This is a genomic window from Nocardioides sp. IC4_145 (genome assembly GCF_011250565.1).
In the GTDB taxonomy this organism is placed as follows: domain Bacteria; phylum Actinomycetota; class Actinomycetes; order Propionibacteriales; family Nocardioidaceae; genus Nocardioides.
In genome coordinates, this window is record NZ_JAANMS010000023.1 from 15996 (window position 1) to 30243 (window position 14248).

The window sequence follows — 14248 nt, forward strand, 5'->3', positions numbered from 1 at the left end:
CCTCGGCCGAACGCCCACCCCTTGACGAGACCGTTCTCTCGGGCGTGAGCCCCGACCTCGTTCCGGGGGTCAGCGTCGAGGTGGTGGACGAGACCCCGTCGACGAACGCGCTGGTCGTGGAGCGCGCCCGCGCCGGTGCGCCCGAGGGTCTCGTCGTGGTCACCGAGCACCAGACCGCGGGCCGTGGCCGGCTCGACCGGTCCTGGGAGACGCCCGCCCGGTCGGCGCTGACCTTCTCCCTCCTGCTGCGCCCGACCGCGCCGACACGGAGCTGGCCCTGGCTGCCGCTGCTGGCGGGGTACGCCGTCGACAAGGCGCTGAAGGCCGCCGGCTTCGACGCCGGTGTGAAGTGGCCCAACGACGTGCTCATCGGGGACCGCAAGGTCGCCGGCATCCTCGTCGAGCGGATCGAGACCGACCAGGGCCCGTGCGCCGTCGTCGGGATCGGGATCAACGTCGGGCTGGGCCCCGACGAGCTGCCCGTGCCGACCGCCACGTCGCTGGCGATCGAGGCCGCCGGGCGACCGGTGCCGGACCGGACCGCCCTGCTGGTCGACGTGCTCGCCAGCCTGCGCGAGGCGTACGACGCGTGGCAGGCCGGCGGCGACCTCGCCGGCATGCGCCTGGCCGAGTCGTACGCCGACGCCTGCGTCACCGTCGGCCGCCAGGTGCGCGTCGACCTCCCCGACGGTTCGGTGCTCACCGGCATGGCGACCGCGATCGATCCCTCCGGTCATCTCGTCGTCGCCGGACCGGACCGCCAGGTCGCCGTCGGCGCCGGCGACGTCGTCCACGTGCGCGCGGCCACCGGGGCCCCCGCGGTGTGATCGATGACATGATCCACCCGTGGCCATCTCGCAGAAGCTGTTGAGCGACGGGGAGACCGTCGTCGTCAGCATGCGCACGCACGTCAAGGCGCTGCTGGTGCCGCTGCTGGCGCTGGTCGTGACGATCGCGGCCGCCGTGTTCGTGCAGGTGCTCGCCGACCAGCGGTACGTCACCTGGTTCGTGTGGGCGGTCGCAGCGATCGTGCTCCTGCGGTTCGTCGTGTGGCCGTTCCTGGTTTGGACGACCGCGACGTACACCTTCACCGACCGCCGGCTGGTCACCCGCACCGGCGTCCTCACCCGCCGCGGCCACGACATCCCGCTCTCCCGGATCAGCGACGTGGCGATCGAGCTGCACCTCACCGACCGGATGCTCGGCTGCGGCACGCTGGTCATCAGCGACGCCAGCACCCACGGCCAGGTGCGCCTGCCCGACATCCCGCGGGTCGAGGAGGCGCAGCGCCGGCTCAACGACCTCCTGCACGAGATCCACGACCCGCGCACCGGCGCGCGCTCCGACCGGCGCCGTGACGAAGGTGCCTGACCGACAGCCCGAGGAGGCGGAGCAGCCCGAGGAGCTGCACCGGACCATCCTGGGCGAGGACCCGGTCTACAGCGCCGTCGAGGTCGCGGAGGCCGCCGGCATCGGCCTGGACGAGACCCGCCGGCTCTGGCGCGCGCTCGGCTTCCCCGAGAGCGGCGACGAGGCGGCGTACACCCCTGCGGACCTGCGCGCGCTGGGGACGCTGGTCGGGGGCGTGCAGGCCGGCCTGTTCGACCTCGACCTGGCGGTGAACATCACCCGGGCGGTGGGGCAGAACATGGCGCGCCTCGCCGACTGGGAGGTGGCGGCGATGGTCAACCGCATCGACGAGCTCGAGCAGGGCGACGCGGCGACGGGGACCCGCGCAGGCTCGGCACGGCGGTTCCTCGAGCACTTCGGCAAGCCGTTCGAGGAGCTGCTGATCTACGCGTGGCGGCGCCACCTCGCTGCCGCGGTGGCGCGGATCGAGGCACTCGGCGCCGACGAGGAGGACCTCCACACCACGACGCTCTCGGTGGGCTTCGCCGACATCGTGTCGTTCACGGCCCTGTCGAACCAGCTGACCGAGGAGCGGATCGGCGACCTCGTCGAGCTCTTCGAGTCGCGGTGCGCCGACGTCGTGGCCATGCAGCGGGGGCGGGTCATCAAGTCGATCGGCGACTCGGTGCTCTTCGTCAACGACGACCCCGTCCGTGCCTACGACACCGCCGAGGGGATCATCAACGTCATCGGCCGTGACCAGCGGATGCCCGACGTGCGCGTCGGGCTGGCGACCGGGTCCGTGGTGATGCGCCTCGGCGACGTCTTCGGCCCGCCGGTCAACATGGCCGCGCGGCTCACCGCCGTGGCCCGCCGCAACCGGATCATCATCGACGCCGCGACCGCGGGGCTGCTCCCCTCCGACCAGTTCGAGACCCGACGGCTGCCCGCGCGGCCGGTGCGCGGCTTCGGGATCGTCGAGCCGTTGGCCGTCCGGAGACACTAAGATTCGTCTCACCCCTGAGGGTGAGACGAATGGCACGAAGTTGCCACTGGCCCGTTTGGGCGTTTCTGCTCGACTGCGTGGGGGAGCGGCCTACGGTTGGGGTGTGTTCGAGGTGCAGGACGTCCGAGTCGATCCCGACAGCCGCCGTGCGTGGCGCGGTCAGGAGGAGATCGTCCTGTCCCGCAAGGAGTTCGACCTCGTCCAGGCCCTCATCTCCCGGGCGGGGGAGATCGTGACGCGGGACGAGCTGATGCGCGACGTGTGGCACACGACGTTCTGGACGTCCTCGAAGACCATCGACGTGCACCTCGGCTGGGTGCGGCGCAAGCTGGGCGACGACAGCCGTCACCCCCACCTGATCTCCACGATCCGCGGCAAGGGTCTGCGCTTCGAGCTCCAGCCGCCGGCCTGACCGGTCGTCGGGCCCCGGCCGGGCGGCGCCCGGGTCTGCTCTAGGGTTCCGTCGTGCCCGAGCTCGCTCCCACGTTGGCCGTCGTCGGCGGTGGCCAGCTCGCCCGGATGATGGCGCAGCCCGCGATCGCGCTGGGCCTGCCGCTGCGGCTGCTCGCCGAGGCGCCCGGCGTCTCCGCCGCGCAGGTGATCCCCGACCAGCTCGTCGGTGACCACCGCGACCTCGACACGCTGCGCGCGGTCACGGCCGGCTGCAGCGTCGTCACCTTCGACCACGAGCACGTGCCGACCGAGCACCTGCACGCGCTCGAGGCCGACGGCGTCGCGGTGCGGCCCGGGCCCGACGCGCTCGTCCACGCCCAGGACAAGGGCGTCATGCGCGAGCGGCTCGCCGAGCTCGGCGTCCCGTGCCCCCGCAACGCGATCGTCACCGACGTCGCCGAGGTCGAGGCGTTCGGGTTCCCCTGCGTCCTGAAGACCACGAGGGGCGGGTACGACGGCAAGGGCGTGTGGTTCGTCGACGCCGGCGAGGACGGTGCTGACGACTGGGCCGCGGTCTGCGCCGAGGCGTTCGCGGTGGCCCGCGACACCGGCGTGCGGATCCTCGCCGAGGAGCGGGTCGACTTCCGCCGCGAGCTCTCCGCGCTGGTCGTCCGTTCCCCGAGCGGGCAGGCGGCGGCGTACCCGGTCGTCGCCAGCACCCAGCGCGACGGCATCTGCCACGAGGTGATCGCCCCGGCGCCCGACCTCGACCCCGACCTGGCGACCTCCGCCCAGCAGGTCGCGCTGCGGATCGCGGGCGAGCTCGGCGTGACCGGCGTGCTGGCCGTCGAGCTCTTCGAGACCACCGACGGGCGGATCCTCGTCAACGAGCTGGCGATGCGGCCCCACAATACCGGCCACTGGACCCAGGACGGCGCCGTCACCAGCCAGTTCGAGAACCACTTGCGCGCGGTCATGGACCTCCCGCTCGGCTCGCCCGCGCCGCGGGCCCGCTGGACGGTGATGGTCAACATCCTCGGCGGCCCCGACCCCGAGGTCGGTCGGCTCTGGGACGGCTACCCGCACGCGATGGCGCGCGACCCGCACCTGCGGGTGCACCTGTACGGCAAGGAGCCGCGACCCGGCCGCAAGGTCGGCCACGTCAACGCCTACGGCGACGACCTCGAGGACTGCCTGGAGCGGGCGCGGCACGCCGCCGCCTGGTTCCGCGGCGACCTCGGCAACGAGAGCGAGTGAACGAGATGGCTGGCACCGAGCAGGCTCCCCGCGTCGGGATCGTCATGGGGTCCGACTCCGACTGGCCGACCATGCAGGCAGCCGCGGAGGCGCTCGAGGAGTTCGGCGTCGCGCACGAGGCCGACGTGGTCTCCGCGCACCGGATGCCGGAGGAGATGCTGGCGTACGGCAAGGAGGCCGCCGGCCGCGGGCTGTCGGTGATCATCGCCGGCGCCGGAGGAGCGGCCCACCTGCCGGGCATGCTCGCCGCCGTCACCCCGCTGCCGGTCATCGGCGTCCCGGTGCCGCTGCGGTACCTCGACGGTCTCGACTCGCTGCTCTCCATCGTGCAGATGCCGGCCGGTGTCCCCGTCGCCACCGTCGCCGTCGGCGGCGCCCGCAACGCCGGCCTGCTCGCGGTCCGGATCCTCGCCGCCACCGACCCCGCCCTCCAGCAGCGGATGGTCGACTTCCAGGCCGAGCTCAAGGCCTCCGCCCAGGCCAAGGGCGAGACCGTCCGCCGCGAGTCCGCTCCGCAGCGCCTCGGCTTCTAGCGCGCCTGTCTCGAAACCTGCGGGCGTCTGCGGGGCTGATGTGACCTGGTGTTCCCGTTCGTCGACGGACTACCAGAAGTGCCGCGGCCGACCGCTTCGCCTACGTCAGACGCTGCCGGCGACCACCTCTGGTAGCTGGTCGACGAGGGCGCCGCCCGGATTCAGCCGACGAGGCCGTGCTCGTGGGCGAAGACGACGATCTGCACGCGGTCGCGGAGGCCGAGCTTGCGGAGGATGGCGCCGACATGGGTCTTGACCGTCGACTCGCCGGCGAAGACCAGGCCGGCGATCTCGGTGTTGGAGAGGCCGCGGGCCACGGCGGCGAAGACCTCGCGCTCCTTCTCGGTCAGCGAGGCGTACGCCGGCGGCACGGCCGCCCGGGCGCGGAACTGGCCGTCGAGGAGGGTCGAGAGGTCCGCGGGGGCGAGGACGGCGTTGCCGGCGTGCACCGTGCGGATCGCGTCGCGGAGCATCACCGGGGTGGTGTCCTTGAGGAGGAACCCGCTGGCGCCGTACCGGATCGCCGTGGCCGCCCGGTCGTCGAGGTTGAACGTCGTGAGCACAACGACCCGCACCGGACGCGTCCGACGGGCGGCCCGGTCGGGGGAGAAGAGCTGCCGGGTGGCCTCGACACCGTCCATCTCCGGCATCCGGATGTCCATGAGCACGACGTCGGGCTCCAGCTCGTCGACGAGCCGGACCGCCTCGAGCCCGTCGCCCGCGGACCCGACGACGTGCATGCCCTCCTGGGCGTCGACGATCACCCGCACGCCCTCGCGGAACAGCTCCTGGTCGTCGACCAGGAGCACCCGGATGTCCTCGCCCGAGCCGCTCACCGGCCGCTCCGGAAGGGCACCCACGCGGTCGCGGTGAAGGTGGCGCCGCCCGGCTCCTCGCGACGGCGTACGTCGAGCCGGCCACCGACGGCCTCGAGCCGGCGGCGCATCCCGTCGAGCCCGTGACCGGCCCCGGTCTGCGCGGCCAGCTCCGCGGGGTCGACGGTCGCCAACGGGCGGGTCTCCTGCTCGTGGACGGTCTGCTCGCCGATCACGTTGCGCACCTCGAGGCGCAGCTCGCCCTCCCAGTGCCGCTCGACGAGGACCGGTTCGTCGCGCCGGCCGTGGCGGATCGCGTTGGTGAGCATCTCCTGCAGCACGCGGAAGGCGACCACCTCGAGCTCCGGCGGCAGCGGCCTGGGCGTGCCGACCTCGGTGGAGACGACCTCGTGGCCGCTGGCCCGGACCCCCTCGACGAGCGCGTCGAGATCGCCGTGCTGGCCGCCGGCGGCGGGCCGGCCGTCGGTGGAGCTCAGCACCTGGCGGACGTCCTGGAGCGAGGTGCGGGCGGAGGTGGCGATGTTGGCCATGGTGCGGCGCAGGGCCTCGGTGTCGGCCTCGGGGAGGTACTGCGCCGACTCCGCCTGGGCGAGGATCACCGCGAGGGAGTGGCCGACGACGTCGTGCACGTCGCGGGCGAGCCGGGCCTGGTCCTCGCGGAGCGAAGCGATCTCCTCGGCCTGGTCCCGCTCGGCCTCGGCGACGACCTGGGAGTCGCGCGAGCGGCGGGCGCGGTCGAGGAAGCGCAGCGCGAGCCCGAGCAGCCACGGCGTCGCGAGCAGCGCGAAGATCAGGAGGCTGGCCGGCACGCGCCAGTCCCCGCCGCGGTACGCCGTCTCGGCGAGCAGCCGCACGCCGGCCAGCTCGAGCGCGCGGTACACCAGGTCGCTGTCGAGCCACAGCACCGCGATGAGCGCCCCGAGCGGCATGGACAGCCCGCTCAACCACACGGTCGCTGCGCTGCCCCAGCGGGCACAGCCGAACGCGACCACCGCGAGCAGCACCTCGACGAGCATCGCGCCGGCGCCGCTGGTGACCTGCACGGCGCCGGCGAACCACGCCACCCCGAGCGCCGCGGCCGGCAGCGCCCGCGAGAGCCCGACGGCCACGGCGACGGCCAGCACGATGACGTACGCCGCCGCCCGGTCGTCGGCGTAGACGTTGCCGCGCACCTCGACCACGCCGAGCGCGAAGGTGGCGACGCCCCCGGAGACGTCCGGCGCCCAGCGCTGCCAAGCGGGCAGCGGGGCGTCGACCGGGCTCACGCAGGCACCGCCGTCCGGGCACGGGTCGCGCGCTGCCGTCGTCCGAGCGGCGCCTCGACGTACCGCCAGGACAGCGCGGCGCACGCCAGCGTCAGCACCGCCGCGAGCGGGCCGGCGAGGTCGGTGTGGGGGCGGAGCCAGACGGTGAGCGGGTAGTTCCACAGGTAGGCCGCGTAGGACACCGTCCCCAGCCACACGAGCGGCCGGAGGGCGGCGGCGTCGACGGTCGTCCACGTGCGCCACGAGGACAGCACGACCGCCGTGAGGAGCGCGATGGCCGGTCCTCCCGCCAGGTAGGTGAGCGCGTGACCGCGCAATGGAACCACGGCCAGGACCCCGAGCCCCGCCAGGGCCACCGGCACCGCCCACGACGGCGGCCGGAACCGGTCGGCGTGGATCCGCGACGCCGCGCCGACGACGAAGCAGACCGCCCACGAGGTCGGCAACGAGTAGGCGAGGTCGGGGTCCTCGCGCAACCAGGCGACGGTGGCGACGCACGCGAGCAGGCAGGCGGCAGCGGCGCCGACCAGCAGCACACCGGTGCGTCGTCGCGGCACGGCGAGCAGCAGCAATGCCGGCCACACCAGGTAGAACTGCTCCTCCAGCGCGAGCGTCCACAGGTGGAACGTAGCGTCGCTCGGGTCGCCGAGCGGCAGGTCGGCGGTCCAGGTCAGCGCGACGAGGACGGTGTCGCCGAGGCGGTCGCGGTCGCCGATCGGGTCGAGCACGAGCGTCACGGCGACCACGCCGGCGACGAGCACGAGCAGCGGCGGCACGAGCCGGCGTGCGCGGCGGCAATAGAAGCGGAGCAGGTCGATCCGCCCCGTCCGGCCCACCTCGTCGACGAGCAGCCCGGTGATCAGGTGGCCCGACAGCGCGAAGAACGCCACCACGCCGACCACGCCCGCGCCGGGGAGGACGTCGGGGAAGGCGTGCCGCAGCACCACCAGCCCGACGGCGACGCCGCGGAGGAGGTCGATCCCCTCGACGCGGGCGGGATGCGTGCCGCTCACGCCCTGGTCGTCGGGGTGGGGAGCGCGGCGCGCACGAGCTCGTCGAGCAGCGCAGCGTACGGCAGGCCGGCAGCCGCGAACATCCGGGGCACCTGCGAGTGCTCGGTCATCCCCGGCACGGTGTTGACCTCGTTGAGCACCAGCCCCGCGTCGGTAAGGAAGAAGTCGATCCGCGCGACGCCGTCGCAGCCGAGGGCGTCGTACGCCGCCAGCGCGGCCGCCTCGAGCGCCTTGGCGTCGACCTCGTCGAGCGCCGCGGGCACCTGGAAGTCGGCGCCGCCGCCGTACTTGGCGGCGTGGTCGAAGAACCCGTCGACCACGATCTCGAGCGCCGGCGAGGCGACGACCGAGCCATCTGCCCGGCGCAGCACGGCCACGTCGACCTCGCGACCGCGCACGACCTCCTCGACCAGCACCCGGTCGTCGAGCGCGAGCGCCTCCGCGAGCGCAGGGGCCAGCCCCTCGGGCGAGTCGACCAGGCTCACGCCGAGGCTGGAGCCGGCCGCGACCGGCTTGACGACGACCGGTCCGGTCCAGGTCAGGGCGCTCGCGGTGGCGGCGGTGACGAGCCGGCCGGGCGCCGTGGCGATGCCGACCGCCTCGGCCACGAGCTTGGTGACCCACTTGTCCATGGCGACCGCACCGGGGCCGACCGCGGAGCCGACGTACGGCACGCCGGCGAGCTCGCAGAGCGCCGCGAGCTCGCCGTCCTCGCCGTGCGGGCCGTGGACCACCGGGAGGACGACGTCGCAGCCGGCCAGCACCGTGACGGCGCCGGCCAGGTCGAGCCGGGCCCCGTCGTCGGCGGACCAGGAGCCGTCGCGGTCGATGGTCAGCCGCACGACGTCGTACGCCGCCGGGTCGAGCGCGTCGGCGACGGAGGCGGCCGAGGCCAGCGACACGTCGTGCTCGCAGCTGCGTCCGCCGCCGATGACGGCGACGCGGGTGCGGACGGGCCGCGCGCAGCGGGTGGGACTGGCGCTCATGCGAGGCTCCTGAGGTGGGCCGCGCCGGTGGTGCGGCGGCGGAGACGGGTGGCCGCGCCGAGGCCGGTGACGACCTCGTGCGGGATGGTGCCGGCCCAGTCGGCCCAGTCGGCGGCGGTGGGCTCGCCGGCGTCGCCCGGTCCGAGCAGGGTGACGGTCTCGCTGGGGGCGACCGGCCGGTCGCCGAGGTCGACGACGACCTGGTCCATCGAGACCCGGCCGACCAGCGGCCGGCGCTCCCCGCGGACGAGCGCCTCGGCGCGGCCGGAGGCGGCGCGGGGGAGGCCGTCGGCGTACCCGACCGGCACGAGTGCGAGGTGCGTCGCGCGGTCGGTCCGGTGCGCGTGGCCGTAGCCGACCGGTGTGCCGGCCGGCACCCGCCGCACGGAGACGACCGGCGCGGTGAGGGTCAGCGCTCCGCGCAGGGCGGTCGTGCCGGACGGGTCGATGCCGACGAGACCGGCGCCGACGCGGCTCATCGTGTGGTGGGTGCGCGGGTCGGTCAGCGTGGCGGCGGTCGCGGCGAGGTGGCGGTGCTGGGGGCGCAGCCCGGCGGCGCGTGCGGTCTCCAGCGCCCAGGCGAAGCGGGTGCGGCCGACTGCGTTGCAGCCGTCGCCCGGGTCGTCGGCGCAGCCGAGGTGGCCCATCACCCCGACGACCTCGACCCGGCCGTGCCGCTCCGCGCGCCGGGCCGCGGCGCAGAGCGCGGCCCAGGTGGCGGGCGCGGCGCCGTCGCGGGCCATGCCTGCGTCGACGTGGAGGTGGACGCGGGCGCGGCCGGGCGCCGCCGCGACCGCGGCGAGGTGCTCGAGGCCGGGCACGGCCACGTCGACGCCGGACGCGACCGCGGTGGCCCAGTCGGCGTCGACCGGGTTCAGCCAGCTCAGCACCGGCGCGTGCAGCCCGGCCGCCCGCAGGGCGAGCGCCTCGGCGAGGCTCGTGACTCCGAGCCAGGTCGCCCCGTGGGCCAGGGCGGTGCGGGCGACGTCGACCGCGCCGTGGCCGAAGCCGTCGGCCTTCACGACCGCCATCAGGTCGCCCGCGGCACGGTCGGCGAGGAGCCGCGTGTTGGCGGCGACCGCGGCCAGGTCGACCTCGAGCAGCGGTCCGGCACTGGTCCGCGCCGCGGTCGGCTCGGGGCACAGGGCGCTCACGCCGCCACCTCGGCCTCGACCAGCACGGGCCCGTGCAGCGCGTGGTCGGCGCCGGTGACCAGCGCCCAGTACCGGTCGCCGTGGCTCCAGTGCCACCACTCCGTCGGGTAGTTCACGAGGCCCTCCGCCCCCAGCACCTCGGCCAGGAGGTCGCGGCGAGCGCGGGCCGCGGCCGGGATGTCGTCGGCGGCGGTGAAGCAGCGGCCCCCGCTCTGCTCGGGCGTCGCGTCGATCGGCGTGCCGAGGTCGAGCTCGACCCCGGCCGGGTCCACCGACACGTCGACCAGGGTCAGGTCGACCGCAGCGCCGGCGACGTGCGGGGCGACGTCGAGCGGCGCGACGAAGCGGCTGGTGAGCCGTTCGAGGTCGGCCGGGCCGATGCCGGGGTGCAGCGCGCACAGCTGCGCGGCGTACGTCTCGATGATCGCCTGCTGGTCGGCCGCGCTCCGGTGCCCCTCCAGCACGCGCAGCCGTAGGCCGGTGGGCAGCGCGGCGTCGGCGCGCACCAGCCGCTCGGCCAGGCCCGCGCGGACCACCGCGCCGGCGGGGGAGAGGTCGGCGCCGAGGCGGACCAGCGGCTCGCCCGACTCGATGACCGGCACGGCACGGACCCGCGGGTCCGCGAGGAGGATCGTCATGACGGCAACGCTGCCGCCCGACGACCCTCCTCCGCGTCCACCTGAGGTGCCGGACCGCTGTCCTCGAGGAGGAGACCGGGTCCTGCTCCGGGCTGTGCCTACTTCAGGCTGGGCCTACTCCAGGCTGTGCCTACTCCAGGAACCGGTCGGCGGTGAGCGGCAGGTCCCGGACCCGCACACCGGTGGCGTGGTACGTCGCGTTGGCGACCGCCGCCGCGGTGCCGACGATGCCGATCTCGCCGATGCCGCGCGAGCCCATCGGCGTCGACAGCTCGTCGACGTCGTCGAGCCACCCGGCCTCGAGCTGCTGGACGTCCGCGTGCGCCGCGACATGGTACGTCGCCAGGTCCTGGGTCACGACGTGCCCGGTCCGCGGGTCGCGCCAGCCCTCCTCGTGCAGCGCCGCCGACAGGCCCATGACCAGGCCGCCGAGCAGCTGGGAGCGGGCGGTCCGCGGGTTGACGACGCGGCCGACCGAGTAGACGCCGAGCAGGCGCGGCACGCGCACCTCACCGGTGTAGCGGTGCACCCGCGCCTCGCAGAAGACCGCGCCGAAGGAGTGCAGCGCGTGGCCGTCCATGTCGGCGTACTGCCCGGACGCGGCGGTCGTCTCCACCCCCGGGTCGGGGTGCTCGCCGTGGTCGGCGCGGAACTGCTGGGCGGCCGCGACGATCGCCGTGCCCCACGAGGTGGTGCCCGACGAGCCGCCGGCGACCGAGCCGAACGGCAGGTCGCTGTCGGCCATGTCGAGGTCGATCGCCTCGGGCGGGCAGCCGAGTGCGTCCGCGGCGATCTGGGTGAGCACCGTGCGGGCGCCGGTGCCGATGTCGGTGGCGGCGATGGCGACGGCGTACCGACCACCGTCCAGCGACCGGATGCGGGCGACGTTGCCGGGCATCCATAGCATCGGGTACGTCGACGCGGCCACACCCGTGCCGACCCACCACTCGCCGTCCACGGTCGCCCGCGCCTCGGTCGGGCGGTCGGCCCACCCGAACCGCTCGGCGCCGCGGCGCAGGCACTCGACCAGCCGTCGGTTGCCCCACGGGTTGCCGGTGTCGGGGTCGACGTCGGGCTCGTTGCGCACGCGCAGCTCGACCGGGTCGAGGCCGGCGTGGAGCGCGAGCTCGTCGACCGCGACCTCCTGGGCGTACATCCCCGGCATCTCGCCGGGCGCGCGCATCCACGACGGCACCGGGACGTCGAGCTCGGCGACCCGGTGGGTCGTCGCGCGGTGCGGGGCGGCGTACATGACCCGGGCCGGGACCGCCGCCTGCTCGGCGAACTCCTTGACCCGCGAGGACTGCGTGACAGCGTCGTCGCGCAGCGCCTCGAGCCGGCCGTCGGGGTGGGCGCCGAGCCGCACGTGGGACCGCGTCGGCGGGCGGTAGCCGGTCAGCGCGAACATCTGCTGCCGCGTCACGGCCAGCCGCACCGGCTGCCCCGGCACAGTCATCGCGGCCAGCGCGACGGCCATCTCGGGCGCGTGGGGGAGCCCCTTGGAGCCGAAGCCGCCGCCGACGTACGGCGCCAGCACCCGCACCTGCTCCTCCTCCAGGCCGAGCATCGGCGCGAGGGTGCCGCGCACCGGGCGCGGACCCTGGGTGGAGTCGTGCAGGGTGAGCTGCTCGCCGTCCCACAGCGCGGTCGCGGCGTGCGGCTCCATGGGGTTGTTGTGCTCGTGCGGGGTCGTGTACGTCGCGTCGACGGTGACCAGGGCGCGGGCCAGCGCCTCGTCGGGCTCGCCGTCGAGCGTGTCGGTCTCGGAGCCGCCGTTGACCTGCTCGGGTGCGTAGGTCGGCGAGTCCTCCTCGAAGATCGATGCGTGCGGCTCGGCCTCCTGCTCCACGTGCACCAGGGCGGCGCCCTCGCGCGCGGACTCCGACGTCTCGGCGAGCACCACGGCGACGATCTGCCCGCGGAAGGCGATCGCGTCGGCCTGGAGGATCGCGAGCTCGGCGTCGCTGGTGTCGGCCAGGCGCGGCGCGCTGGTGTGGTCGAGCACCGACACGACGCCCGGGTGGGCGAGCGCGGCAGTCGCGTCGACGGCGGCCACGCGGCCGCGGGCGACGGTCGAGGTGACCAGCCAGGCGTGGAGCGGCGGCTCGCCGGCCGGTCCGGTGACCGGGTGCTCGACGGCGTACGTCGCGTCGCCGGTGACCTTCTCGACGCCGTCACGGCGCAGCAGGCTGGTGCCGATCGAGGCGGTCGAGCGGAGCGGGTCGGGGGTGACCTCGTTGGCGGTCATCGGGTCGCTCCTTCCGCGAGGCCGGTCAGGGTGAGGGCGGTGAGGTTGCGGACCATCGGCACCTTGTACGCCGTCTGCTCGTCGGTCACCGCGGCCGCGAGCTCGGCCTCGGCCGCCGCGCGCACGGCCTCCTCGCTGACGAACCGCCCCCGCAGCTCCGCCTCGGCCACCTCCGCCCGCCACGGCTTGTGCGCCACGCCGCCCCAGGCGATCCGCACGTCGCTCACCCGCCCGTCGTCGTCGAGCTCGAGGCCGGCCGCGACGGAGACGAGGGCGAAGGCGTACGACGCCCGGTCGCGCGCCTTGCGGTACGTCGACCGCCGTGCCGCCGCGCTCGCCGGCAGCTCGACCGCCGTCACCAGCTCGCCGTGCGCCAGCGTCGTGTCCTGCTCGGGCCGGTCGCCCGGCAGCCGGTGGAAGTCGCTCATCGGTACTCGCCGCTCGCCGTCCGGGCCGAGCACGACCACGGTCGCGTCGACGGCGGCCAGCGCGACCGCGAGGTCCGAGGGGTGCGTGGTCACGCAGGCCTCGCTGGCGCCGAGCACGGCGTTGTAGCGGCCGTAGCCGCCGATGGCGCTGCAGCCGGTGCCGGGCTCGCGCTTGTTGCACGGCGTGGTGACGTCCTGGAAGTACACGCACCGTGTCCGCTGCAGCAGGTTGCCGCCGGTCGTCGCCTGGTTGCGGATCTGGCCGCTCGCCCCGGCGAGCAGTGCTCGGGCGACGACGGGCCAGCCGCGGCGTACCGCCCGGTGCGCGGCGAGGTCGCTGTTGCGGACGTTCGTGCCGATCCGCAGGCCGCCGTCGGGCAGCTCGCTCACCTCGTCGAGCGGCAGCCGGCTGACGTCGACGAGCGTCGTGGGGGAGGTGACCCCCAGCTTGAGGTGGTCGACGAGGTTGGTGCCGCCGCCGAGGAACCGCGCGTCCGGGTCGGCCGCGACCAGCGCCACCGCGGAGGCGGCGTCGTCGGCCCGGTGGTAGGTCAGCTCCTTCACGCGGCACCGCCCCCGCTGCCGCTGCCACTGCCCGCGGCCGCGGCCTGCTTGACGGCTCCGAGGATGCCGACGTACGCCCCGCAGCGGCACAGGTTGCCGCTCATCCGCTCCCGGATCTCGTCGTCGGTGAGCTCCGGGTCGGCCTCGAGGTCGTCGCTCACGTGGCTGACGTGGCCCTGCTCGATCTCGTCGAGCACACCGACCGCTGAGCACACCTGGCCGGGCGTGCAGTAGCCGCACTGGTAGCCGTCCTGGTCGAGGAACGCCTGCTGCACCGGGTGCAGCCCACCGCCGCTGCCTCGCAGCCCGCCCGCGGTGGTCACCTCCGCGCCGTCGTTGGCCACCGCCAGCGACAGGCACGTCAGGTGCCGGCGCCCGTCGAGCAGCACCGTGCACGACCCGCACTGCCCGTGGTCGCACCCCTTCTTCGGGTTCGTCACCCCCAGCCGCTCGCGCAGCGCGTCGAGCAGCGTCGTCCGGGTGTCGACCGTGACGGTGCGCTGCACCCCGTCCACGGTGAGGCTGATCTCCGCATCCATGGCGACGCGGTACCCATGCCCGCCGATCCGCCCCGCCC

General features: G+C 74.9%; 15 protein-coding genes. 6 read left to right on the forward strand and 9 right to left on the reverse strand.

Going from position 1 to position 14248, the window contains the following annotated elements; genetic code table 11:
• Window positions 1-44: 44 nt before the first annotated feature.
• The 6 genes from G6553_RS11175 to purE all read left to right on the forward strand — a co-directional run bounded on the left by G6553_RS11175 (window position 45) and on the right by purE (window position 4539).
• A complete protein-coding gene (locus G6553_RS11175) occupies window positions 45-827 on the forward strand; it encodes a biotin--[acetyl-CoA-carboxylase] ligase (protein ID WP_347565652.1) in 783 nt (260 codons plus the stop codon).
• 19 nt (window positions 828-846) lie between these two features.
• The gene (locus tag G6553_RS11180) at window positions 847-1371 is read left to right on the forward strand and encodes a PH domain-containing protein (protein WP_166192379.1); all 525 of its coding nucleotides are present in this window, start codon (window positions 847-849) and stop codon (window positions 1369-1371) included.
• Window positions 1364-2356, forward strand: a complete 993-nt coding sequence (locus G6553_RS11185; RefSeq protein WP_166192381.1) for an adenylate/guanylate cyclase domain-containing protein — start codon at window positions 1364-1366, stop codon at window positions 2354-2356. Before G6553_RS11180 ends, G6553_RS11185 begins: the two co-directional genes overlap by 8 nt.
• A gap of 103 nt (window positions 2357-2459) precedes the next feature.
• Entirely contained in the window at window positions 2460-2768 is a 309-nt protein-coding gene (locus G6553_RS11190) for a winged helix-turn-helix domain-containing protein (RefSeq protein ID WP_166192383.1), read from the forward strand.
• Window positions 2769-2821: 53 nt separating this feature from the next.
• On the forward strand, window positions 2822-4006 hold the full coding sequence (locus G6553_RS11195; RefSeq protein WP_166192386.1) for a 5-(carboxyamino)imidazole ribonucleotide synthase: 1185 nt from the start codon (window positions 2822-2824) through the stop codon (window positions 4004-4006).
• A 5-nt stretch (window positions 4007-4011) separates the two neighbouring features.
• Entirely contained in the window at window positions 4012-4539 is a 528-nt protein-coding gene (gene purE, locus G6553_RS11200; RefSeq protein WP_166192515.1) for a 5-(carboxyamino)imidazole ribonucleotide mutase, read from the forward strand.
• Between the two features lie 161 nt (window positions 4540-4700).
• Here purE and G6553_RS11205 read toward each other — a convergent pair whose 3' ends face one another.
• The 9 genes from G6553_RS11205 to G6553_RS11245 all read right to left on the reverse strand — a co-directional run bounded on the left by G6553_RS11205 (window position 4701) and on the right by G6553_RS11245 (window position 14210).
• Window positions 4701-5399 (reverse strand): response regulator transcription factor, encoded by a 699-nt coding sequence (locus G6553_RS11205; RefSeq protein ID WP_347565653.1) that lies wholly within the window; start codon window positions 5397-5399, stop codon window positions 4701-4703.
• A complete protein-coding gene (locus tag G6553_RS11210; protein ID WP_166192389.1) occupies window positions 5372-6640 on the reverse strand; it encodes a histidine kinase in 1269 nt (422 codons plus the stop codon). Before G6553_RS11210 ends, G6553_RS11205 begins: the two co-directional genes overlap by 28 nt.
• The gene (locus G6553_RS11215) at window positions 6637-7653 is read right to left on the reverse strand and encodes an acyltransferase (protein ID WP_166192391.1); all 1017 of its coding nucleotides are present in this window, start codon (window positions 7651-7653) and stop codon (window positions 6637-6639) included. The genes G6553_RS11210 and G6553_RS11215 overlap by 4 nt, the downstream gene beginning before the upstream one ends.
• Entirely contained in the window at window positions 7650-8639 is a 990-nt protein-coding gene (locus G6553_RS11220) for a D-alanine--D-alanine ligase (RefSeq protein ID WP_166192394.1), read from the reverse strand. Before G6553_RS11220 ends, G6553_RS11215 begins: the two co-directional genes overlap by 4 nt.
• Window positions 8636-9793, reverse strand: coding sequence for an alanine racemase (alr, locus tag G6553_RS11225; protein WP_347565654.1), 1158 nt, complete (start codon window positions 9791-9793; stop codon window positions 8636-8638). Before alr ends, G6553_RS11220 begins: the two co-directional genes overlap by 4 nt.
• Complete coding sequence (locus tag G6553_RS11230; RefSeq protein ID WP_166192397.1) at window positions 9790-10431, reverse strand: M15 family metallopeptidase; 642 nt, start codon at window positions 10429-10431, stop codon at window positions 9790-9792. The genes alr and G6553_RS11230 overlap by 4 nt, the downstream gene beginning before the upstream one ends.
• Before the next feature lie 130 nt (window positions 10432-10561).
• Window positions 10562-12679, reverse strand: a complete 2118-nt coding sequence (locus tag G6553_RS11235) for a xanthine dehydrogenase family protein molybdopterin-binding subunit (protein WP_166192400.1) — start codon at window positions 12677-12679, stop codon at window positions 10562-10564.
• The gene (locus tag G6553_RS11240) at window positions 12676-13671 is read right to left on the reverse strand and encodes a xanthine dehydrogenase family protein subunit M (protein WP_166192403.1); all 996 of its coding nucleotides are present in this window, start codon (window positions 13669-13671) and stop codon (window positions 12676-12678) included. The genes G6553_RS11235 and G6553_RS11240 overlap by 4 nt, the downstream gene beginning before the upstream one ends.
• Window positions 13668-14210, reverse strand: a complete 543-nt coding sequence (locus G6553_RS11245; protein ID WP_166192406.1) for a 2Fe-2S iron-sulfur cluster-binding protein — start codon at window positions 14208-14210, stop codon at window positions 13668-13670. The genes G6553_RS11240 and G6553_RS11245 overlap by 4 nt, the downstream gene beginning before the upstream one ends.
• Window positions 14211-14248 lie beyond the last annotated feature (38 nt).

Excerpts from the sequence above, each read along its gene's own strand:
- G6553_RS11245 (WP_166192406.1), bottom strand. The coding sequence starts at position 14,210 with ATGGATGCGGAGATCAGCCTCACCGTGGACGGGGTGCAGCGCACCGTC.
- G6553_RS11235 (WP_166192400.1), bottom strand. The coding sequence starts at position 12,679 with ATGACCGCCAACGAGGTCACCCCCGACCCGCTCCGCTCGACCGCCTCG.
- G6553_RS11230 (WP_166192397.1), bottom strand. The coding sequence starts at position 10,431 with ATGACGATCCTCCTCGCGGACCCGCGGGTCCGTGCCGTGCCGGTCATC.
- G6553_RS11220 (WP_166192394.1), bottom strand. The coding sequence starts at position 8,639 with ATGAGCGCCAGTCCCACCCGCTGCGCGCGGCCCGTCCGCACCCGCGTC.
- purE (WP_166192515.1), top strand. The coding sequence starts at position 4,012 with ATGGCTGGCACCGAGCAGGCTCCCCGCGTCGGGATCGTCATGGGGTCC.